Annotated in this window: 20 protein-coding genes; 10 read left to right on the top strand and 10 right to left on the bottom strand. The window is 56.1% G+C overall.

Annotated features, from left to right (window positions below; all coding sequences use genetic code 11):
- Positions 1-7: 7 nt before the first annotated feature.
- The 4 genes from FDY93_RS04540 to FDY93_RS04525 form a co-directional block, all read right to left on the bottom strand.
- The gene (locus FDY93_RS04540) at positions 8-649 is read right to left on the bottom strand and encodes a hypothetical protein (RefSeq protein ID WP_138234539.1); all 642 of its coding nucleotides are present in this window, start codon (positions 647-649) and stop codon (positions 8-10) included.
- A gap of 69 nt (positions 650-718) precedes the next feature.
- Positions 719-925 carry a hypothetical protein gene (locus FDY93_RS04535; RefSeq protein ID WP_138234538.1) on the bottom strand — a complete coding sequence of 69 codons (207 nt, stop codon included), beginning with the start codon at positions 923-925 and terminating at the stop codon, positions 719-721.
- 376 nt (positions 926-1,301) lie between these two features.
- Positions 1,302-1,706: a GFA family protein gene (locus FDY93_RS04530; RefSeq protein ID WP_138234537.1), complete on the bottom strand. Its 405-nt coding sequence runs from the start codon at positions 1,704-1,706 to the stop codon at positions 1,302-1,304.
- Positions 1,706-2,326, bottom strand: coding sequence for a glutathione S-transferase family protein (locus FDY93_RS04525; RefSeq protein WP_138234536.1), 621 nt, complete (start codon positions 2,324-2,326; stop codon positions 1,706-1,708). Before FDY93_RS04525 ends, FDY93_RS04530 begins: the two co-directional genes overlap by 1 nt.
- 111 nt (positions 2,327-2,437) lie before the next feature.
- Here FDY93_RS04525 and FDY93_RS04520 point away from each other — a divergent pair, with 111 nt between their 5' ends.
- The 6 genes from FDY93_RS04520 (at position 2,438) to FDY93_RS04495 (ending at position 8,620) form a co-directional block, all read left to right on the top strand.
- A complete protein-coding gene (locus tag FDY93_RS04520) occupies positions 2,438-3,421 on the top strand; it encodes a helix-turn-helix transcriptional regulator (RefSeq protein WP_138234535.1) in 984 nt (327 codons plus the stop codon).
- Between the two features lie 143 nt (positions 3,422-3,564).
- On the top strand, positions 3,565-4,956 hold the full coding sequence (locus tag FDY93_RS04515) for a MutS-related protein (protein ID WP_138234534.1): 1,392 nt from the start codon (positions 3,565-3,567) through the stop codon (positions 4,954-4,956).
- Positions 4,957-5,171: 215 nt separating this feature from the next.
- Positions 5,172-6,089 (top strand): hypothetical protein, encoded by a 918-nt coding sequence (locus FDY93_RS04510; protein ID WP_138234533.1) that lies wholly within the window; start codon positions 5,172-5,174, stop codon positions 6,087-6,089.
- Between the two features lie 216 nt (positions 6,090-6,305).
- Positions 6,306-7,571, top strand: coding sequence for a DEAD/DEAH box helicase (locus tag FDY93_RS04505; protein ID WP_138234532.1), 1,266 nt, complete (start codon positions 6,306-6,308; stop codon positions 7,569-7,571).
- A 38-nt stretch (positions 7,572-7,609) separates the two neighbouring features.
- Complete coding sequence (locus FDY93_RS04500) at positions 7,610-8,056, top strand: DUF1294 domain-containing protein (RefSeq protein ID WP_138234531.1); 447 nt, start codon at positions 7,610-7,612, stop codon at positions 8,054-8,056.
- 150 nt (positions 8,057-8,206) lie between these two features.
- Positions 8,207-8,620, top strand: a complete 414-nt coding sequence (locus tag FDY93_RS04495) for a VOC family protein (RefSeq protein ID WP_138234530.1) — start codon at positions 8,207-8,209, stop codon at positions 8,618-8,620.
- A 141-nt stretch (positions 8,621-8,761) separates the two neighbouring features.
- Here the strand turns inward: FDY93_RS04495 and FDY93_RS04490 are convergent, their stop codons facing one another.
- The 3 genes from FDY93_RS04490 to FDY93_RS04480 all read right to left on the bottom strand — a co-directional run bounded on the left by FDY93_RS04490 (position 8,762) and on the right by FDY93_RS04480 (position 10,316).
- A complete protein-coding gene (locus FDY93_RS04490; protein ID WP_138234529.1) occupies positions 8,762-9,391 on the bottom strand; it encodes a glutathione S-transferase family protein in 630 nt (209 codons plus the stop codon).
- An 84-nt stretch (positions 9,392-9,475) separates the two neighbouring features.
- Positions 9,476-9,826, bottom strand: a complete 351-nt coding sequence (locus FDY93_RS04485; protein WP_138234528.1) for a YciI family protein — start codon at positions 9,824-9,826, stop codon at positions 9,476-9,478.
- Between the two features lie 46 nt (positions 9,827-9,872).
- Entirely contained in the window at positions 9,873-10,316 is a 444-nt protein-coding gene (locus tag FDY93_RS04480) for an SRPBCC family protein (RefSeq protein ID WP_138234527.1), read from the bottom strand.
- A gap of 548 nt (positions 10,317-10,864) precedes the next feature.
- Here FDY93_RS04480 and FDY93_RS04475 point away from each other — a divergent pair.
- Positions 10,865-12,421, top strand: a complete 1,557-nt coding sequence (locus tag FDY93_RS04475) for an ATP-binding cassette domain-containing protein (RefSeq protein WP_171018886.1) — start codon at positions 10,865-10,867, stop codon at positions 12,419-12,421.
- Positions 12,422-12,506: 85 nt separating this feature from the next.
- On the opposite strand, the gene FDY93_RS04470 is transcribed toward FDY93_RS04475, so the two are convergent.
- The 3 genes from FDY93_RS04470 to FDY93_RS04460 form a co-directional block, all read right to left on the bottom strand.
- Entirely contained in the window at positions 12,507-13,385 is an 879-nt protein-coding gene (locus tag FDY93_RS04470) for a hypothetical protein (protein WP_138234525.1), read from the bottom strand.
- A gap of 13 nt (positions 13,386-13,398) precedes the next feature.
- The gene (locus FDY93_RS04465) at positions 13,399-15,051 is read right to left on the bottom strand and encodes a hypothetical protein (RefSeq protein ID WP_138234524.1); all 1,653 of its coding nucleotides are present in this window, start codon (positions 15,049-15,051) and stop codon (positions 13,399-13,401) included.
- A 351-nt stretch (positions 15,052-15,402) separates the two neighbouring features.
- Positions 15,403-17,178 carry an ABC transporter transmembrane domain-containing protein gene (locus FDY93_RS04460; protein WP_138234585.1) on the bottom strand — a complete coding sequence of 592 codons (1,776 nt, stop codon included), beginning with the start codon at positions 17,176-17,178 and terminating at the stop codon, positions 15,403-15,405.
- A gap of 366 nt (positions 17,179-17,544) precedes the next feature.
- Between FDY93_RS04460 and FDY93_RS04455 the strand changes: the two genes are divergently transcribed.
- From FDY93_RS04455 to FDY93_RS04445, 3 genes are all read left to right on the top strand, one after another.
- Positions 17,545-17,754: a cold-shock protein gene (locus tag FDY93_RS04455; RefSeq protein WP_138234523.1), complete on the top strand. Its 210-nt coding sequence runs from the start codon at positions 17,545-17,547 to the stop codon at positions 17,752-17,754.
- 167 nt (positions 17,755-17,921) lie between these two features.
- Positions 17,922-19,136, top strand: a complete 1,215-nt coding sequence (locus tag FDY93_RS04450) for a DUF3667 domain-containing protein (protein WP_138234522.1) — start codon at positions 17,922-17,924, stop codon at positions 19,134-19,136.
- Positions 19,137-19,301: 165 nt separating this feature from the next.
- On the top strand, positions 19,302-20,906 hold the full coding sequence (locus FDY93_RS04445) for an ABC-F family ATPase (protein ID WP_138234521.1): 1,605 nt from the start codon (positions 19,302-19,304) through the stop codon (positions 20,904-20,906).
- Positions 20,907-21,149: the final 243 nt, after the last annotated feature.

Below are 21,149 nucleotides of genomic sequence, written 5' to 3'. Positions count from 1 at the left end.
TTCAATTTTAGAAATCGGTTACATCCTGCGTTGTCTGCATTTGAACTACGCGCGCTATTCGCCGTGCAGTACCGCCATAGCCAGGCGCGGTGAGGACTACGGTGTAAACCTGCCCGGACTGTTCGAACGCACCGTAGAATTCCGGCGCCTCCCCCCTGATGTTAAGCATATTCGTTGCAGGGAGATTGGGGCCCACAGGATTGAATGCTGCAATGGGTTGTATTTGCTGCGTATTGACTGCATTACGCCAAGCCGCCTTCGCTTGGAGAGAGGCCGGGGTATCAGGAGCGGTATCAGTACCTATATGACCGGCGTAATCCACACCTTGGAAACGAAAAATGACAAGCCAACAGCCACTCATTCTCCCGGTCAGAATATCCGCCCCCGCTAGTGGCACACAGCTTACCTTACCGATAATCCAAGGCAGCCATCGAAAGGTGCGGTGTGCTTTATTTCCATGAGCACCCGCGACGATCTGACTGGATCGTTTACGATGGAAGAAACTTCCGATATTTGTCGACTGCTGAATATTGTAATTTCGGTTTGGCACAGGGGAAAAATCGTTGGGAAAGTTCTGGTTTACCCCGGAAGGAGCTTGATCGAACTGAGGTAGGGTAAGGTGACGATCGCGAATTAATTTATGTAACATGGTTCACGTCCTTTGTTGACAATTTGGCCTTAAACGTTCCAGTTTAACCCCAGCCCGATAAAAGTATTTTCAAGAAGGTAGAACTGGCTTTTTTCGCTTGATAACATTCCCCTCTTCATCCAGTTTTTCATAAAAAAAATCTCCTGTTTCCGGGGCTTGTGACAGGACTTCCAGCCCAGCCTCCAGGCTTTCCTTACGGGCTTTAAGGCCAGCCTCAGATGCAATTTCAGCGACTTCACCCACCGAAAAGCCATCAAAACTACGTTTTTTAGACATTTTCGCACCCTTTAATTAAAACTTCGTCAAATCCGCCGACCAGTAAATTTCATTTTTGTACCAATTGATCTAAATCTACTTGAACGGCACATCGATAAAGACGGTTTTTATCCCATAGAGCTATTAGCTTTGCAACCAAGGAGGAAAGTAATAGTTCTAGCAGGAAAATGAGATGCTAACCAACCATCTCAAGAAAGGAAATCAGCCGGTGCGGTTAGTTAAATTCGTATCAGAGTGGAATATTTATCGGAATAGAAATCTGAATGCGGAATTCTGAGATAGATGAATTTCGAGCCACTAATCCGCCAGGCGCAGTCCGTTGCACTCTGGCCGATAGAAAGCGGCGACCCAATACTTAGTCGAGCCGCCCAGACGGTCACAGATGCCGGGTTTCCGCTGGTGACTCGAACCAGTTGTCGTTGCGCCCATCGAAATACTGAATCGGTGCGTCGATCAGTTCCTGCGGGGTGACATTGTCTAGTGAGGAGACATAGATGGCGACAAAGTCGCCGCCAATTTCCTCCACATAGCCTTTGCCGAACGAACGCACGCCGCAGTGTTTGCAGAACAAATGGTGTCCCTGCTTGCTGCCGAACTGATAGTTGCTGAGCGCGTCCTCGCCCTGCAGCAGGCGGAAGTCCGCCGGCTTGATCATCGCACCCCACTCACGGGTCTTGGTACAGATGGAGCAATTGCATTTGCCTGTGCCGGCACTGAGGTCGATATCCGCTTCAAATTTCACGGCGCCGCAGTGGCAACTGCCTTGGTAGGTCTTTTTCATCAGGCCTTCTCCACCAGTGCTTCGTCTTTTTCCATGGCGCGGCGGTAGGTGTCGCGGTCGGTGACGCGCTTGGCGTAGTCGATGAATTCGATACGCTTTTCGATGGTGCCAAAATGCAGGCCCCAGTTGATCTGCGCTCCCACATAGACGTCGGCAGCAGTAAAGCGCTCGCCGGTGACATAGGTGTGGCCCATAAACCAGTTGGAGAGGTTGTCGAGCACCGCAGCGTAACTGCCGTAACCCACCATCATCTGCTTCTCCGCATCCGGCTCCACGCCGAAGGTCTTGGTGTCGATAATTGCCGATTCCAGCGGCCCGGCGGCAAAGAATAACCAGCGGTAATAGCTGGCACGCTCCTCGGGCTTAGGTGCCAGTCCCGCCTGCGGGAAGGCTTCCGCCAGGTAGGCGCAGATGGCCGCGCCTTCGGTAACGACCTCACCGCGGTGGACAATGGCCGGCACTTTACCCATGGGGTTGATCTTGAGATAGGCCGGCGCTTTCATGCTGCCGCCGTATTCGAGTACTTCCGTTTTGTACGGCGCACCCACTTCCTCCAGCATCCAGCGCGCAATACGACCACGGGACTGGGGGTTGGTATAGAGGATGACTTCATCTTGCATAGCAGCTCTCCGTTGCTCATGGGTTGTTTGGGGGCTTGTGGCCCGAGTGCGAGCACTGTAAATGCTAAATAGGCTATATTCCGCCCTAATAAATCTGGCGGGATGAAATTTATGTCGAATCCGACGACGCGTGTATTGGCGCTACTGGAGTTGCTGCAGAGCAATGGCAATGCCAGTGGTAGCGAGTTGGCACAGACATTGGGTGTAGATGGCCGCACCCTGCGCCGCTATATCGCGACGCTAGAGGAGATTGGTATTCCACTGACGAGCGAACGTGGGCGCCACGGTGGCTATCGGCTGGTGTCTGGCTACAAGCTGCCGCCGATGATGTTTACCAACGATGAAACACTGGCCATCTCCCTTGGCCTGCTGGCGGCGCGCAGCCTCAGTGTAGGCGAGATATCCACGGCTGCAGCGAGTGCCCAGGCAAAACTTGAACGGGTGATGCCAGAAAAACTGAAACAACAGCTGCGCGCACTCGACGACAGTGTGACTCTGGATCTGGTGCCGAGCGCGGCACCGGAGAGCGCCACGCTGGCAACCCTGGCCGCCGCCACCCAGAACCGGTGCCGCACGGTGTTCGACTACGTGGGCGGCGCCGGCAAGGGCCAAGGCAATGGCAAGGACGAGGGCTATCTGGAACCGACACGGCGCGAGTTCGATCCCTATGGCCTGGTGTTCCGCCGTGGCCGCTGGTACGCGGTGGGCCACTGCCACCTGCGCGCCGAGCTCCGCACCTTCCGCCTGGACCGTATCCAGCGGTTACGCCAACTGGAAACCCCCTTTCAGCGACCACAGGACTTCGATGCTGCCGCCTACCTCAACTTCAGTTTTGCCAGTATGGACTCAGGCTACGAAGTAGAGCTGCTGCTGCACACGGACCTTGCGAGCGCCAGCGCCGTACTCGGTGATGAGCTGGGCCTGCTTACGCCTAAAGGGGAGGCCGTGCTATGGCGCGCCCACACCGGCTGCCTCAACTGGCTCGCTTCCCAACTGGTGCGACTGCCTTTTGCGTTCGAGATTCTTACGCCATCGGCCTTGCGAGAGGAGCTGCATCGCCATGCGGAGAGACTATTGGCCATGACGGCGGCGTAAGTTGGCAGGCAGGATGGGGTAGGAATATCCGTCTATAATCAGCAATCCTGTATAGTCAACGCACATAACAATAACCATTTGATCGGAATTGCGGGAGCGATCGCCTCCATCGTGGTTTCGCTTTGCAAACCGGAATCCCGCTTATGCTGCCTAACCCTATTAGTTCCGATATTCTCGGTGTCGATTCCCACACCGCCAAAGACCTTGAAATATTCGAGTCCGATACTGGCGATGCCAGCCTGTTCGATTTCTGTAATCGAACGCGATCCGTCGGTGGCGCGGTGGTTTTACGGCGGCGTATGCAAAATCCCTGGGCCAGTGGGGAGCGTATTGAATTCACCCAACAGGCTATTCGCTATATCACAGAGCGGCGCGCACTGTTCAACCAGATGCCTTCCGTGTATGCAGTTGAAGGTACGCAGAACTATCTGCAGGAAATTCTGCCAAATCTGGACTTCCGCAACCGGTTGGAGTTTGTTCTGGGTGCCTTTCAGGTCTGGGCCAATCAAGACAGTCACTATTTCAGCATTGTGCGCGGTGCCCAGGCGACCTGCCGATTAATTCAGGCGCTGAGGGCATTTGTGACACAGCCGTCCCTGAAAAAGCCGCCCGGCGAACTGGGGCCGCTGTTGCAACGATTGCGCGCGCACTTGTCACGTCCGAACTTCCGATTGATACCCGACTATGATGTGGGCGCCTGGGGCACCTGGAAAATGCTCAAACTCGACCAAATACTGCGCGTTAAAGAGAAGGACGCCCTCAACCGCCTGCTGGCAATCAACTATGAACTGGAAGCACTGGTATCCATGGCCGATGCCACCTGCGAACACAACTTTTCTATACCCGAAATCTGCACCGGCCAGATGCAGGTTGAAGCCGAAGGCCTCTACCATCCGTATCTCGCTAACCCTGTCGCCAATCCTGTTGCACTCAACCAGCAACACCGCATCCTGTTCCTAACCGGACCCAATATGGCCGGCAAGACCACTTATCTGCGCGCCTTTGCCACCGCGCTCTACCTCGCCCACCTGGGGATGGGCGTACCCGCACAGACGTTTCGCTTTGTGCCGGTGCAGTGGCTATTCAGCTCCATTTCGTTGACCGACGATTTGCGGCGGGGCGTCAGCTACTTCCGTGCGGAGGCGCTGCGCGTTAAAGCAGTGGCTGAGGCCGTGGCACGGGGGGAGCGGGTCTTGGCGCTGATGGATGAACCCTTCAAGGGAACCAACGTGAAAGACGCATTCGAAGCATCCTTGGCGATCCTCGAGCGTTTCTCCAGGCGGGACAATTGTCTATTCATGTTTTCCTCCCACCTCATCGAACTCAGCGATGATTTGCAACGGCTGCACAACCAGGTCGACTGCCGCTATTTCGAGGCGGTGGAGACAGGCGAGCGGCTGCTCTTTGATTACCGACTGCGCTCAGGTATTTCCGATCAAAGGCTAGGAATGCGGGTGTTGCGGGAAGAAGGAATATTCGATCTATTGGATCCGAATTCAGATACGACATCGGTACCAATGCAAACAGCGTTGTGATCTGCCGCACGGGTGAAATCCTGATAACCATTTTTCCCATTCAGCCACCTAAGTAAATATCCAAGCAATAACCTTAGAGATTTGCACGCCACCGAAATCCAGACGCGAATTGCGCCACCAAGTAGATAAATTTTGTCTATGGCAGTGAAGTGCCTGGCGCACTTTTCCACTCAGCTAGTATTAGTAGAACAATGACCCTCTAGCACTCGACACTTGTGAAAATTCTATTTTCAGTACTTGTTTTAATGTTCTCAGACTTGGTTAGTGGTGAAGTTTTGGCTACTCGTCGAGAAAATCTGGACAAGGTGGCGATATATGATCGCTTTAGATTTTTTTACGCCTTGAAGGGAGTGGATGCACTGTCAGCCGAACGGCATGTGGACCGGGATAACAGCGGCACCCCTGATTATATCGAGAGACTGGCGCAGCGATTCATCCGGGTAGACAAGTTCTACAGAGAGGAGGTGGGGCTGACATCGCCGTTGGATGGCGATCGGTACCGGGGACACGCGCTGTATATTGATGTAAACCTGCTGAACCTACCCACCCACAAAAATGGCCCGATGAATGGCATCGCCTACGATGGCACGCCGAAGCTTGACCGGGCTGCGGCAGGCGAGGACTCGGTCAACGTTCTGTTGATTGATTTATCCGCTTCGCTCAGCTGGGAGAACCGGTCTGTTGAGCACGAGTTGTTTCATCTTTACCAGAACGGATATACCTATTTCAAAAATCCCTGGTATACAGAGGGGACCGCCAGGTGGTCTGAGTTTGTGATGAATGGCCGTCTTGGCCCCGGGAGCACGCTTCCTCGCACCAGTACTCAACAGCGAGAATTATTCAGTAAAACCTATGCGGCAAACACGTTTTGGAACGAACTGATACTGCGCTGTGATAGAGCGGATGTTGGAAAAAATTTCATTAGAAAGTTACTGGAGACGCTTGGAAAACTGGACCGCATTGCCGCGAAAGATAGAGGTATAAACAGCACAAACTGGGAGGAATCGGAACAGCGGAGCAAGAAGAACGATCCGTATATATGGCGCGCGGTGCTGGAAACAATAGAGGGCATGGAGTACCCGGTTTCCAGCGATAAAGAAATGAATGCTCTGTTTGATTTGTCTGGCCTATAGACCGGGCCGGCCAGACTTGCCATTCGGATACCACCCGTCGCAGATGGGCTAGTTCTCGCCGAAAGCGAGCCCCTACCTCGATTGCGAATACACAGTCGCTGGCTCCTGTGCCCCAGGGCTCAAAGACTGCCAACTATTCTGTACATTGCTGTTACCATGCCGCGCTGAAACCAGCCGCCGATCCATTATCGGCCAACGCCCGTACAGAGAACCCAGATGACATTCCGTACCTTAGGATTGAGCAACCCGATCCTGCAAGCCCTTGAAGAGAAAGGCTACTCAACCCCCACCGAGATCCAGCGCAAGGCGATCCCCGCCATTGTGGAGGGCCGGGACGTGATCGCGACTGCGCAGACAGGCACAGGTAAAACCGCCGCGTTTGTGTTGCCGATACTGGAAGCACTGCGCGGTGAGCGCAAGCGGCGCGCCAAACGCTTCCGCGCGCTGATTCTGGTGCCCACCCGCGAACTGGCGATGCAGGTGGAAGAGAATATCCAGCGGTACGGAAAGCATCTGGCGGTGACCTCCATGAGCATGGTGGGCGGCGTTGACCTGGAGCCCCAGAAGCAGCAGCTGATCGAAGGTGTGGATATTGTGGTGGCCACGCCGGGTCGCTTGTTGGACCTGGCCCATCAGCGCGCACTCTATTTTGATGAGCTGCAAGTGGTGGTGCTGGATGAAGCCGACCGGATGCTGGATATGGGGTTTATCGACGACCTCAACAAAATCATTGCGCGCCTGCCCGCACAGCGCCAGAGCCTGCTGTTCTCCGCAACCCTGTCGAGCCAGGTGCGATCGCTGGCGAAATCTGTTATCGAAGATCCCTTCGAAGTATCCATCGCCAGCCATCAGAAAACTGCACCCAGAATTACTCAGTGGCTGATTGCGGTGGACAAGCACAATAAGTCGGCATTACTCAGCCATCTGGTGAGCGAGCGCAATTGGACCCAGGCGCTGATCTTTATCCGCACACAACACGGTGCGGCAAAGTTGGTAAGCCAGCTGGAGAAGCGCGGTATTGCGGCGGAATCCATTCACGGTGGCAAGAGCCAGGCGTCGCGCACGCGGATACTGGAAGACTTTAAATCCGGCAAGATCGGTCTGCTGGTGGCGACCGGGGTTGCGGCACGCGGCATTGATATTGATGGGCTCGCGCGCGTGGTCAACTATGACATGCCAGACGATGCCGACGAATACATTCACCGCATCGGCCGCACAGGACGCGCCGGCTTTGCCGGCGAGGCGGTGTCGCTGGTCTCCAAAGACGATTTCAAACGGCTGTGCGCGGTCGAGCGGCGGCTGGGGAGGATCATCGACCGCGTGACGATTGAGGAATTTCCCGTGGTGAAGGACCTGCCGCCGTCGAATTTAAACTTTTCACCGAAAAGTGGTAAACGCACTGGCGACATTAAGAAACCGCGCCACGCGACCAAGCCCGCGCAGCCTGCCAGTAAAACACCCTGGGGAGCCATTAAGAAATGATCGACTTCGACAACAAAAGCACCCCGGTGTCAGGATAGATGTCGCGCGCGGGAAAGCCGAAGGTAAAGCACAAATCAGCGGGCACTAATGCCGGCAGTTCGCGCCCGCTGATGGTCGGCCTGGCCTTTTTTGGTCTGGTGGTCGGCTCGACGACGCTCGGTAAATTGCCTCCGTTGGTGCCAATGCTCTACATCTTCATGAGCCTGCTGACCTATCTGCTTTATTTTCTCGACAAATCCGCGGCGCGTAACGGCAGCTGGCGCACCAGGGAAAGTACTCTGCACCTGGTGTCACTGTTGGGCGGTTGGCCCGGCGCCTTGCTGGCGCAACAGCGGCTGAGACACAAAACCCGCAAGCAGCCATTCAGGTTCATCTTCTGGTTTACCGTGCTTGGCAACCTCGGCGCTTTGATCTGGTTGCACTCCGCTGAGGGCTCTGCCTCACTGCAAGCGCTGTTGGGTCACCATAGAGACTTCCCTTTTTGAGGCCGTTGCACAAATGACGACTGAGACACGCTTCCGAGTATCTCAGCACTATCCGCCAAAAAAATTTTTCGTTACTGTCGATTTTCCATCGATTGCTTCGACTATTGTGTATCAACGCAATCCTGTGTTGACTCTACCTGAGGAATTGCTATGTCCAGAATGATGTTCGTGAATCTCCCTGTTGCCGATCTGGGAAAATCCATCGAGTTTTTCTCTCAACTCGGCTTCGAGTTCAACCCACAGTTCACCGATGAAACGGCCACATGCATGATTGTTGGGGAAAGCAACTTCGTCATGCTCCTCACCCGTGAGAAGTTCAGCGGCTTTGCGCCCGGCCTTAAGATCTGCGATACCGGCAAGAGCACCGAGGTGCTGGTGTGCCTGTCTGCGGACAGCCGCGCGGAGGTCGATGCGATGCTCAGCAAGGCCGTAGCGGCCGGCGGCAGTAACTTCCGCGAACCGGAAGATTATGGCTTTATGTATGGCCGTTCCTTCCGGGATCTGGACGGACATATCTGGGAAATCATGTGGATGGACCCCGCCGCCGTGCAACAGCCCAGCTGATTGTCGGAAAGATATATCGTCACCTGGTGACATACTGCCCCTGTCCTTAATAGGAAACGCTCCAGACCCGTCTCGCTGCAATAGAAGTTAATGACAGCAGGCAGGTAGGGAGCGTCAATAAGGGGCCAGGAGGCGCGCCGGCTACTGGGTCTCCATAGCCGCGAACCCCTCGGCAATGGTCATCGGCGCTGCAGGTCGGGCGTACATGGATTTCAGGTAATTTTTCAAATTCGGCGTGCCTTTGAGCAGTTCCTCTTCGTTTGCCCAGTCGAGCGTGTAGGCGGCATTAAAGTCGGCAACACTTACCCGGTCTCCCACTATAAATTCGCGATCCGCCATGTGCTTCTCCAGCACAGCAAGCATTTCTGAACACTCCTGCTTGGCGAGCTCGACATCCTGAGGTATTCGTTTGCTTTCCGGGTACACGAAGGTGTGGCGAGCAATACGCCACAACGGCTGCTCGATTTCGGTCATCAGGAAGAATATCCAGCGGTACATCTGTCCTCTCTCTTCCACCGTATCCGGAATAAAGCCAGCTTCAGGATATTTGTCGGCCAGGTAGAGCTGGATGGCAGCGGATTCGGTCAACACATGCTCCCCATCGACCAGCACCGGAACTTTAGCGGCGGGGTTGAGCGCAAGGAACCTGTCCTCCTGACACTCGCCATTGGCAACATCTATGGGCAGCATTTCGTATTCCACGCCCAGCTCATTGAGCAGCCAGATTACACGCAAGGCACGGGTTGGAGGTGTTCCGTATAGTTTGATCATTATAAGCTCCACATATTTTCAGCTGTGGCTTGGTTGAGGTTTGCCAGCAATTGTCACTGCAGGCAAACCTCGGGGCGGATGGAATCACGGTGTAGGAATGGGCATGCACTCCATTACTTCTACGCAGTCGCCAGGAAAGATGCTGAAATGCGGATGGTCTTCGAAGAGCTTCGCGGCTTTGTCGTGGTTTTCCGCTTTTACGATGACATAGCCGGTCATATCGTTGCGGACATCGGCGATACCAGTGGCGTCAATACGTTTGGTTTTGCCCAGCGGGCCGCCCTCGGCGACAAGAATATCGCTGTGTTTTTCCATCCAGCCGCCCCAGGCAGCCATGCCTTCCTGTATACGCTGCTGACGCTCGTCTTCCGACAGGTTTTCCCATCCTTTCATTGAGTCCGGGGCGCCGAGATACATGGCGAGGAAGTTTTTCATGTTTTCTCCTTAGGTTATTTCTACGGTTTACGGTGCGAAACAATCATTATTCTCTAATTTCCGGCTCTACCAGGCGGGCCAGTGCCGCCAGGGATTCCTGCCAGCCGAGATAGCACATTTCTACGGGAATCACGTCCGGGATGCCTTCCTGAACGATACTGAGTTCGGTACCGCAAGAGACGGCCTTCAGCGTGACGGTCACATTCATGGTGCCGGGCAGATTTGGATCGTCGAAAGTATCGACATAGCGAATCAGTTCGTTCTCCACCAGTTCTTTGAATTCACCGCCAAAGGAGTGGCTCTGCCCGGTGGTAAAGTTGGTAAACGAGGCCTTGAAAGTGCCGCCCACCTTAGGCTCCAGGTGCTCGTAGATGGCGTAGAAACCGTCTGGCGGGCACCATTTGGCCATGGCATGCGGGTCCATAAAGGCGCGGTATACCCGCTCGGCGGGCGCCCGCAGGACGCGGTGTAAACGTACGGTGCCAGTCATGTTATTTCTCCTGATGTTTTTCTATGGATTCAACCGGCGCTGCCACCGGCCTGGTTTTTTGTCCTGTCAGTTCCCGCGCGAGGCGTGAACCCTCAAGCTGCAGCGGACCGGTAAGATCCTGCCGTTTGAAGTTAGTCGAATGGCGCTGGCGAAATTCGACAGATCTACGATTTTTTTGAAAATTTTTTCAGTCAGGCCCGCTGGCCCCCGATTTGGCTGGGCACAATACCCGGAATATGGAGGTAACCCACGCCCCCAAAGTCGAACTGATCACGTCGCGACAGAAGGAAACCCATGCGTCACATTGCGCATTTCGCCGGATTTCGCTACTCTTCCCGTCCACTCCATTTCCCACTCAGAGACGCCTTACGCCGATGAATTAACCCTGCACTACACCGGACACCGACTGGCTCCAGCCTGGAGCTATCTGATTCCTGTGGCAGGCGGCGCATGGCCATTCCAACGCTCTCTTTCCCGAGACCTATTTCGCCCAGGTTTCCGGGCAATACCACCCGATGCGCTGCCCGCTCCGATCCCCGGAGGGGCCTATGACAACCATCTGTAACATACACAACATTAGCCTGACTCTGGACGGGCATTCTGTTCTCGACAATCTCAGTGCCAACCTGCCAGCGGGTCTTTCCGGGCTCGTTGCACCCAATGGTCGCGGAAAGTCGGTACTGTTGAAACTGCTATCCGGGCACTGGCGCCCGGACGATGGCGGAATCGAGTGGCGTCGCACATTCTATGTCGTTGATCAGATAGAGCGCTTGCGGGGGCACAGATTGGTGGATGCGCTGTGCCGCGGCGAATTGTTCGACTGCTTTCGGCGTATTGAAGCCGGTTGCGGTAGCGAACCGGACCTCGTCGCTGTTGCAGACTACTGGCACCTTCCCGCGCTGTGGCAGCAACAACTGGATAGCGCTGGCCTGCATGGCCCACTGGATGCGCCGGTAACAGAATTGAGTGGAGGACAGCGTACGCGGCTCGCGCTTGCCGCAGCATTTATGCACCGGGGGCACTACCTGTTGCTGGATGAACCCAGCAATCACCTGGACAGACATGGACGTGCCTGGCTGCACGCGCAGCTGCGCGCACATCATGGTGGCGCGCTGGTTGCCAGTCACGACCGTGAATTACTGGAGTGTATGGACAACCTGTTTGAGCTCGGCGAATCCGGCCTCAGGCACTATGGCGGTAATTACAGTTTCTACCAGCAAGTTCGCTCCGCGGAGCTTGCGGGGCTGGAGCAGCGCCTGGAAAACACGCGCAAAGAAATTCAGCTCACGGAACGGCAGCAGCAAAAGGCCTTGCAGCGTGCGGCACAACGACAGCGCCAAGGGGAGAATGATCGCGGCTCACAGAGCAAGCTGCTTCTCGACGCCAAAAAAAACCGTGCCGGTAACAGCCTCGGCAAACTAAAACAACAGCATTTTCATCGGCAGGCTCATCTGCAGCAAAAATTGGCCAATGATAAAAGCCAGCTTGAACAGCATCGTGTCCAGCACCTGGCAGTGACCAGCTCGGGGTTGCGCGGTGGCATCCGCTTGCATCTGGAAAATCTGCGTTTACCGTTCGGCAGCCAGGAACCGATCTCATTGACCTTGCACAGTGGTGCCCGCTGGCATATCAGTGGTGTCAATGGCAGTGGAAAATCCACTCTACTGAAAGTAATCAGCGGAGAAATACGGCCGCAATCGGGTGAATGCCATGTGCATGGTACGTATCTATACCTGGATCAGGATTTCACGCTGCTGGATATTCACTGTTCGGCACTGGACAACCTGTTGCGCCTGCATCCGGATAAGGATGCCACCTACTGGCGTACGGCACTGGGCAGCATGCGACTTCGCGGTGAGTTGGCGCTTCGCCCGCTGAATACGCTGAGTGGTGGCGAACGTTTGAAGGTCGCGCTGCTCGCCGTCACCCGCGGTGCGCAGGCGCCGGACCTATTGCTTCTGGACGAACCAGATAATCACCTGGACTTGGATTCACGCCAACTGCTGGAAGGCGCACTGCGGGAGTATCCGGGTAGCTTCCTTATTGTTTCTCACGACCCGGTCTTTTTGGCGGCCGTTGGTATGAATGGCGAACTGTCCCTTTAACAGACGCGGTATTGAAATTTCTTTCTGTTAAAAAAGGGCTGCGGTGATTTCCGCAGTCCTTTTAGTTCTTCGAGAATGTACCCACTCAGGGTTCTGCCGTCGCTTCCACCTCCTCGTTTGCCCTGGCAACCGCAGAGACATTCGTTACTGTTACCTTGGCTCCCGGTACAACGGGACCGGAGAAGTCTGCCTGTGCCCGCCGGGCATCTTCAGCCGTGTTGATGGTATAGCTTTTTAAGCTCTCCAGGCTCTCGATATGCCGGAAGGTACCGTCTTCCGGCAGCGTTGCGTCGTACTCGTCCCGAAACCAGCGCCGCCCGTGGGTAATGACCTTGCCCACCGAGTTTTCGGCGCTGGGAAGCCCTGGAACCATGTATGGCATGGAGAAGTCGTCATAGAAAGACTGGATCTCCGCGGCGTCGTCAAAGTCGGTGAAGTCGATCTCGAATGTGGTGGTTACACTGTAATAGGTAAAACCCACCACCTGGGTATTTGGTCCACAGATTTTCTCCACCATCTGGCAGGTGCCGATGGGATCTTCCATGACCTTGCACCCTTCGAAAACGATCTTCGATTGGACAGTGACTCCAGATTTCGCCAGCACCTGCTGCACGGTGGAGAGCGAGGGACTCGCGCCGCCGATCAGCAGGAAACCCGGCCCGGAGTGCACGTCGATGATCAGCGTATCAATCCTGCTGTATTTACTGAGTGCGGAAGCAAGTCCTGACAGTGAATTGACGCCAACGAGTTTTGCCCTGGGATAGTAGGCGCGCGCCAGGATCGGTGCAAATGCGCTGATCCTGGCGTCACTGCTGTCGTATACCATCAGTGTATGAATTGTTGGCCCCGTGGTTGCGGGCGATCCGCCACCAGTGGCCGCTTTGGTGTCGCTCACCGGTGAGTTGGTGAGGGTGGCCGCATTGAGCACCCTCCCAACATCGGTAACGGGATGTCTTGGAGGCATGGGGGATTCCTCCTTATTCCGCCGTTTCCAGTGCACACAGGCGATTGAGATCCACGATGGTCTCAAGACGGTCCTCGAGCTTGGCTTCGGCAATGGCGGCCTGTACCAGACGCTCGCGATCGTTGGCCAGGGTTTCCTTGTTGGCGGCGGCGCGCTGGATGGACATTGCGTATTCATCCAGCGCATCGGCCTGGCCGAGCAGGGCTTCGACGATGACGCTGTCGGTGCGCATGGTGATACGCGATTCATTCAACAGCACGCCGTCAACCGGATTGCTGGCATCGTCCTGGTGCAGTGGCCCCGTTTTGAAGCGGTAGTAGCTATTGCGGGTCGGCACCGGGAACTCCCCGTTTTCGTCCAGGGTCGCCGGCGTGATTTCAATACGCGTGCCGTGGTCGACCAGATTTACCCGCTCAAGCGTGGGCACCATTACGTCTTCGCTATCGGCAATAAACCCCGCAATCTTCAAGATGGCGCGCGCTACTTTCGGGATTTTTGCTTCGACCACGAACTCCTGCAGAAAGCCCAGCAGCCCGGAGATCGGCACTTCGCGCCAGGAGTCGCGGCGGCCGTTGGTAAATGCCACGCGCACGTCCTTCAGGTGTAGCTTGGTGATGTACTCCTGATTGAGCTCGCGGAAGACGAAGTTGAGTACGCGCCGCATATTGGCATTGCTGATGGTGCGTTCGATGATGGTTTCGGAACCGGATTCCTCTTCGCGCTCGGAACTGCTGGTTACGGACATTTCGCGTTTGCTGGATGCCTCCGCGGCATGTTCCTTGACGGACTCTGCGGCCTGCTTGGCAAATTGCTCGCGGCCACTGGAGTATTCGCCACTGCCCCCGCCAGAAACACTGGCGCTGCCAAAGCCCCAGCTGGCAGAGACTTCCGCTTCCACATGCCATTCTTCGGTCTTGGATTTGGTCTGTTTGTCGGTGGTCTCGTTCTGGATCTTGTCGGCGAAGCGCTCGCGCGCGGACTGCTCGTGGGAGTCGATAATGCTGGAGGATTCCTGACGGCTCTCCTTGGTACTCTGCCAGGTGCGCATGGAAATCTTTGTGGTCTCTCCCGGCAACAGCGTGAAGGTCTTCACGGTTTTGCCCATACCATAGTCACCCAGGAAGGAGCTGACACCGTAGCGTTCCACCAGGAATATCTTCGGTTTTTCCGGGGAATCAACCGGGTGGGGCGTGTAAGTCAGGTTGCCCGCCCAGCCCACACTTGGGACCATGACCATGCCAACATGGATGTTTTCCTTGAAGATATCCGCATCGATGGCGTTGTTCAGCGCGGTGATGGTTTTCATCTGTGGGCTGGTATTGCCTGATGCTGCTTTATCCAGCGTCGCGCGCTGAGGCTTCACATTCTCCGGCAGCCGGGTTATCCGCGTGCTGATACGGTGAATACTCTCGCTCAGAAAATTCTGCACCTTGGTGTTGTTGGGCAGGATTTTGTCTTTCACTTTCGGATCTATGCCGAGCGAATCCTTGTAGGAGGTGCCGGCGGTTCTCGCCAGCGCGGTGAAGTCTTTGTGGCCGAGCCCCAGATCCAACTCAATGATCCGCCGCCCGGTATGGGCGCCGGGCAATGGCACCTGATAATTGATTTTTGCTGGCTGTCCGGCTTCGCTGAACTGAATTGCCTTGGGTTCATTGATATCTGGCATCGCTAAAGTCCTTTTTATGGATGAGTGTGACGATCAAACCTGGCTTTAAATCCTGCTAAAACCAGACAGCGTTTGAAATGGCTCTGAACTCAGAACTGGGAGAGAAAGGCAGTTGCAGTGCCCGAAGTAACTTGCGGGCTCTGTTTCAGAGTTCGGCGAGAATAGCAGAGTAATATTTTTATCGGCAATTGCACGAAACGCTTATCGCGACAGAAAAAATCGCCGTTAAAAAAATCTATGGGCCCGTCTCTGACAACTTCCTGATTTGGAAAATAAATTAAAAAAGTAACTGCCGATTACATCGGTATTACATGCGCTTACAGACAAATTACGCCGGTCAGCTTACGGGGTTTATTCCGCCACCGGCTGCTGCGACTCCGGACTCTGAAACTGAAGTTCCGCCAGCCGCCGGTACAGTGGCGAAACCTGTATAAGCTCTGCGTGGGTTCCCTGTGCAACCACCCGCCCATGCTCCAGCACCGCGATATTGTCCGCGTGCAGGATGGTGGCCAGCCGGTGCGCGATGACGATCGTGGTGCGGTTGTGCATCAACGCCTGCAATGCCTGTTGCACGTGGTATTCGCTCTCGGCATCCAGCGCGCTGGTGGCTTCATCCAACAGCAGGATCTTCGGGTCTTTAAGAATTGCGCGGGCAATGGCGAGGCGCTGCTTCTGACCGCCGGAGAGACGGGTGCCCTGCTCGCCAAGATGGCTGTTGTAGCCATCCGGCAACTGCTGGATAAAGTCGTGGGCGTGGGCGGCTTTGGCGGCGGCGATGACCTCTTCATCGCTCGCATCGGGTTTACCGTAGCGGAGGTTATACCAGACATCCGCGGTAAACAGCGCCGGTTGTTGCGGCACCACGGCCATCTGGCGACGCAGGTCGGCGGTGTCGAAATCGCGAATATCGGTGCCGTTCAACGTGATGCGCCCCCGCTGCGGATCGTAGAAGCGCTGCAACAGCTCCAACAGCGTCGATTTGCCCGCGCCGGAGGGGCCGACCAGAGCGAGGCTCCTGCCAGCGGCCACGCTCAGATCCAGTCCGCGAATGGCGGGCTGATCGGGGCGCGAGGGATAGCTGAACTCCACGCTCTCAAATTCGACCTGCGCTTCATTTTCGCCGGCGAGAGACCCGGTGACCGCGTCGCCATCGCCTGCCGGGATTTCCGCTTTCACATTCAGCAGGTCCACCAGCCGCTCGGTGGCGCCGGTGGCGCGCTGCAGTTCGCCGTAGACTTCCGAAATAGTCGCAACCGCCGAACCCATCATAATGGCGTAGAACACAAAGGCGGCGAGATCGCCACTGCTCATGCGCCCGGCGATCATGTCATTACCTCCCACCCACAACAGCGCACTGACGGCGCCGAACATCAGCAGTATTACCACCGCCACCAGTAGTGAGCGCTGACGTATGCGGCGGCGGGCGACGTTGAACGCGGTTTCCACCTCGACAGCAAAGGCCTGTTGCTCGTGCTGCTCGCGGGTATAGCTCTGTACGGTCTTGATGTGCTGGATGATTTCGCCGGCATAGCTGCCCACATCGGCGATGGAGTCCTGGCTGGCCTTGGACAACCTGCGCACGCGGCGACCGTAGAACACGATCGGCAGCAATACCAGGGGTACCCCCACCAGTACCATCACGCTCAGTTTGAGGTTGGTGAACAACAGCAGGATCAGTGCACCCACAAACATCAGCGCGCTGCGCAGCGCCATCGAGAAGGAAGTGCCAATGATGTGCTGCAACAGACTGGTGTCGGTGGTGAGGCGGGACATGATCTCGCCGCTGCGATTGGTCTCGAAGAAACTCGGGTGCAGGGTAATGATGTGGTCGAACACCGCCTTGCGCAGGTCTGCCACCACGCGCTCGCCGAGCCACGACACCAGATAATGGCGCGCGTAGGTGCCAACAGCCATCAACAGGGCCAGCGCCATGATGACCAGAACCGCGCGGCCGAGCGCCTGGCTGGAATCCCCGGTCAGACCCTGGTCGACCAACAGGCGCACTCCCTGGCCGATAGCCAGGGTAACGCCTGCGGTAAACACCAGCGCCACCCCGGCACCGCACAGAACGCCGCCATAGGGGCGGACAAACCGCCAGAGCACCGCCACCATGGCGCGCGCGCTCATGCTGGAGGCCGCAGCGGAATGTGTGGCCGATGGGTCAATTCTGGCATGACTGGTGGAGGAATCCTGCATCTTTGGCATTCTTGGCTACTTTTACGTCTGTTTGCGAAACGGAGTGCGCGGTCACCCAGTATATGGGGCAATGCCGGCTCGGGGCCAAACGCGGATTGGCAGAACAATTTGTAGACAACCCTATCCTTTACCCAGTAGAGTTGCTCCCTGCTAGAAAGAAAGCCTCACATTTACACGCTACATTTCGCTGTTTTACTCGTAATACCTCGTCCTGCAGTTTTTAAGTCGCGGCTAATTTTCCAAGCACCACCCGCCTGAATTACCAGGCACAACCCGATTCAATCTCAGGATTTAAAAATGTCTAATGCAGTAAGAGGAACCGTTAAGTGGTTCGACGAAGCGAAAGGTTTTGGTTTCATTGAGCAGCAGTCTGGCCCAGACGTATTCGCACACTTCAGCGCAATCGCCAGCACCGGCTTCCGCACCCTGACCGAAGGCCAAGCCGTTGAGTTCACCGTAACTCAGGGCAAAAAAGGCCCGCAGGCAGAAAACATCGTAGTCGTGTAATCGCACTTCGGATGTGAAAACGGACCCTTCGGGGTCCGTTTTTGTTTGTGGCCCACCAGCGGTGAAGCAGAGATTAACCGGCGCGCCATTTCATGGCACCATCGCGTTCATTTCCTAGCAAACTGCCACTGGCATGTTGAAATCCACGACTTTCGCGTTGGTGCGCCATGAGTGAAATTGCAAGTCCCATCAAACCGGACCTGGCGGCCGAGCCCCGGTCGCAGCCCGAATCCGCGCAGGCCATCCCTGACATACCTTCCGCGGCACCCAATGCCGCCCGCTGTGGCAACTGCGCCGAGCCACTGCTTGGGCCCCACTGCTACGCCTGCGGGCAGCCCGAAAAGAGCCTGGTGCGGCAGTTCCCGGAGCTGCTCGGAGATTTTTTCGGCGCCGTGTTCGGGCTGGACTCACGCATTGCGCGCACCTTCGGCCCGCTGCTGCTGAACCCCGGCTTTCTCACCAATGAGTATTTCGCCGGTCGCCGTGTGCGCTATGTGAGTCCGGTGCGCCTGTTTGTGTTCCTGTGCCTCACGGCGTTCTTTGCGGCAAAACTCAGCAGCGACTGGAAAACCACCTTCAACTTCAACGAGTCCACCACCAGTCAGGCGATGGCCGAGTCCAACCTGGACCAGATGGAGCATTCCATCGCCACAGCCACCAGTGTGGAAGAGGTGCTGCGGCAGCGCGATCTGGCGCTGGCGGAAATCGCCGAAGTGGCACGCGAAAGCAGCGATGTGCCCGGTATTTCCGGTTTAATGAACGGCGTGGAGCAGATCGTACGCAAACACGCGAACCAACGCATCGCGCAGCTGGACCCGACGGCGCTGCAGCAATTGGCGGAGGAGGGACAGATAGAAATTCAGCCATTGCAGATCGACGGTGCGCCGTCGGCGGTCAATGCCTGGTTCGTCCGCCAGAGTGCGCGGCTGACATTGAATATTTCCCGCATCGAGAAGGACCCGAACCTGCTCAAAGACGCCCTGTTCGGAGCCATTCCGTCCGCGCTGTTTGTCATGCTGCCGTTTTTTGCCCTGAGCCTGGGAGTGCTGTATGTGTTCAAGCGCCGCCTGTATATGGAACATTTGATCGTCGCGCTTCACAGTCACGCGTTCCTGTCCCTCGCGCTGCTGCTGGCGGTGTTGCTGTTCGATCTGCGCGCCTGGCTCAGCGAACCACACACACTGCCGCACGCGCTGTTCAATCTGGCGCTACTGGCGCTCGCATTGTGGGTGCCGGTTTACTTGTTGCTGATGCAGAAACGGGTATACCGGCAGGGCTGGCCCATGACCGCAATGAAGTTTTTCGTACTCGGCGTGGTCTATATCGCCTTGTTGAGCTCAGCCGCTGCAATCGCCGGGCTGGCGAGTGTGGCCAGTTTCTGATGCGATACCCCGGGGCGACGCCATGCGGCCCCGGAGTTGCTCATTTATCAAACAAATCCCTCGACACTCCGCCACTGCCGCCGTATAGTTCGCGACCCGCGCCATGTGCCCTTGCACGGCATTAACCCGGCGCATCTTTTCAGCTATACCCCTCGGGACAGACTCTTGATTACCACCGCCAACATCACCATGCAGTTTGGTGCCTCGCCGCTGTTTGAAAACATCTCCGCAAAGTTCGGCAACGGCAACCGCTATGGCCTGATCGGGGCTAATGGCTGCGGCAAATCCACCTTTATGAAGATCCTGAGTGGTGAGCTGGCGCCCACCGCAGGCAATGTATCCATTGCGCCCGGCTGTACCCTCGGCATCTTGAGCCAGGACCAGTTCGCGTTCGAGGAGTACACCGTGGTAGACGCGGTGATCATGGGCGATGCGCGCCTGTGGGCAATCAAGCAGGAGCGCGACCGCATCTACTCGCTGCCAGAGATGAGCGAGGAAGATGGTATGCGCGTGGCGGAACTGGAAGTGCAGTTTGCCGAACTGGACGGCTACAGCGCGGAGAGCCGCGCGGGTGAGATTCTGCTGCAGGCGGGCATTGAGGAATCCTTTCACTTCGGCCTGATGAAACAGGTGGCTCCGGGCTGGAAACTGCGGGTGCTGCTGGCACAGGCCCTGTTCGCCGATCCGGACATCCTGCTGTTGGACGAGCCCACCAACAACCTGGATATCCATACCATCCACTGGCTGGCGGAAGTGCTGAACCAGCGCAAGTCCACCATGATCATCATTTCCCACGACCGCCACTTCCTGAACCAGGTGTGCACGCACATGGCGGATATCGACTACGGCGAGCTGCGTATTTTCCCCGGCAATTACGAGGATTTTGTAGCGGCATCCACCCTGATTCAAGAACAGCTCCATGCGGAGAACGCCAAGAAAAGCGCGGAGCTGGAAGAGCTGCAATCCTTCGTGAACCGTTTCTCCGCCAACGCCTCCAAAGCCAAACAGGCGAGTTCCAGGGCAAAGAAAATGGAGAAAATCAAGCTTGCGGAAATCAAGCCTTCCAGCCGCGTGAAACCCTACATCACGTTCCAACAGTGCAAGAAACTGCACCGCCAGGCCCTGACCCTGGAGGGACTGACTCACGGGTTTGACGGCGAGATGCTGTTTGCCGGTGGTGAAATGATTCTGGAAGCAGGCGCCCGCCTGGCGGTAATTGGCGAAAACGGCGTGGGCAAAACGACTTTTCTGCGCTGCCTGGTCAATGAACTCGAGGCCAACGGCGGCGTGCTCAAATGGTCCGAAAACGCGGCCATCGGCTACTGTCCACAGGACAGCAGTGCCGACTTCGATAACGATCTCACCATCTTCGAGTGGATGTCACAATGGCGCTCGCCCAAGCACGACGACCTGGTAGTGCGCGGCATGCTCGGCCGTCTCCTGTTTACCGCCGACGACGCCAATAAAAAAGCACGGGTGTGTTCCGGTGGTGAAAAGAACCGCTTGCTGTTCGGCAAACTCATGATGATGGACACCAATGTGCTTATCATGGACGAGCCCACCAACCACCTGGATATGGAATCCATCGAAGCACTGAACAAGGCACTGGCCAAGTATGAAGGCACACTCATATTTGTCAGCCACGATCGCCAGTTTGTTTCCTCACTGGCAACCCGTGTGCTGGAAATCAAGGACCAGACCCTGATCGACTTCCAGGGAACCTATGAAGAGTATCTGGCGCACCGGGAAAGCACGGCGCGCGCCGCATAGTTTTCCGCAGTGAAATGTCAGCAGAGCAACGTGCTGACATTTCCTTTTCTGTTTACCTGCCCCACAACTGCCCCTCTGTACGCATTGAGTCGTTCATTTTCTCGCTCTGACGAGACGCAGACCGGTACCGGAGTTTCTGAATTTTTCTGACGACTCCGATACAGCAAGAACACTTCCGCCATATTTGCGCGCCAAGTACCCGTCGCTTTCCTCCGACCGCAACCTGACAGTCTAAGATTTTTA

It is taken from the genome of Microbulbifer harenosus, assembly GCF_005771435.1.
Lineage (GTDB): Bacteria > Pseudomonadota > Gammaproteobacteria > Pseudomonadales > Cellvibrionaceae > Microbulbifer > Microbulbifer harenosus.
This window is presented reverse-complemented; position numbering and strand designations above follow the sequence as displayed.

What these genes read in the sequence shown, in the direction of transcription:
- FDY93_RS04540 (WP_138234539.1), bottom strand. Translation starts at nt 649, where the DNA reads ATGTTACATAAATTAATTCGCGATCGTCACCTTACCCTACCTCAGTTC.
- FDY93_RS04535 (WP_138234538.1), bottom strand. Translation starts at nt 925, where the DNA reads ATGTCTAAAAAACGTAGTTTTGATGGCTTTTCGGTGGGTGAAGTCGCT.
- FDY93_RS04530 (WP_138234537.1), bottom strand. Translation starts at nt 1,706, where the DNA reads ATGAAAAAGACCTACCAAGGCAGTTGCCACTGCGGCGCCGTGAAATTT.
- FDY93_RS04525 (WP_138234536.1), bottom strand. Translation starts at nt 2,326, where the DNA reads ATGCAAGATGAAGTCATCCTCTATACCAACCCCCAGTCCCGTGGTCGT.
- FDY93_RS04520 (WP_138234535.1), top strand. Translation starts at nt 2,438, where the DNA reads ATGTCGAATCCGACGACGCGTGTATTGGCGCTACTGGAGTTGCTGCAG.
- FDY93_RS04515 (WP_138234534.1), top strand. Translation starts at nt 3,565, where the DNA reads ATGCTGCCTAACCCTATTAGTTCCGATATTCTCGGTGTCGATTCCCAC.
- FDY93_RS04505 (WP_138234532.1), top strand. Translation starts at nt 6,306, where the DNA reads ATGACATTCCGTACCTTAGGATTGAGCAACCCGATCCTGCAAGCCCTT.
- FDY93_RS04500 (WP_138234531.1), top strand. Translation starts at nt 7,610, where the DNA reads ATGTCGCGCGCGGGAAAGCCGAAGGTAAAGCACAAATCAGCGGGCACT.
- FDY93_RS04495 (WP_138234530.1), top strand. Translation starts at nt 8,207, where the DNA reads ATGTCCAGAATGATGTTCGTGAATCTCCCTGTTGCCGATCTGGGAAAA.
- FDY93_RS04490 (WP_138234529.1), bottom strand. Translation starts at nt 9,391, where the DNA reads ATGATCAAACTATACGGAACACCTCCAACCCGTGCCTTGCGTGTAATC.
- FDY93_RS04485 (WP_138234528.1), bottom strand. Translation starts at nt 9,826, where the DNA reads ATGAAAAACTTCCTCGCCATGTATCTCGGCGCCCCGGACTCAATGAAA.
- FDY93_RS04480 (WP_138234527.1), bottom strand. Translation starts at nt 10,316, where the DNA reads ATGACTGGCACCGTACGTTTACACCGCGTCCTGCGGGCGCCCGCCGAG.
- FDY93_RS04475 (WP_171018886.1), top strand. Translation starts at nt 10,865, where the DNA reads ATGACAACCATCTGTAACATACACAACATTAGCCTGACTCTGGACGGG.
- FDY93_RS04470 (WP_138234525.1), bottom strand. Translation starts at nt 13,385, where the DNA reads ATGCCTCCAAGACATCCCGTTACCGATGTTGGGAGGGTGCTCAATGCG.
- FDY93_RS04465 (WP_138234524.1), bottom strand. Translation starts at nt 15,051, where the DNA reads ATGCCAGATATCAATGAACCCAAGGCAATTCAGTTCAGCGAAGCCGGA.
- FDY93_RS04460 (WP_138234585.1), bottom strand. Translation starts at nt 17,178, where the DNA reads ATGAGCGCGCGCGCCATGGTGGCGGTGCTCTGGCGGTTTGTCCGCCCC.
- FDY93_RS04455 (WP_138234523.1), top strand. Translation starts at nt 17,545, where the DNA reads ATGTCTAATGCAGTAAGAGGAACCGTTAAGTGGTTCGACGAAGCGAAA.
- FDY93_RS04450 (WP_138234522.1), top strand. Translation starts at nt 17,922, where the DNA reads ATGAGTGAAATTGCAAGTCCCATCAAACCGGACCTGGCGGCCGAGCCC.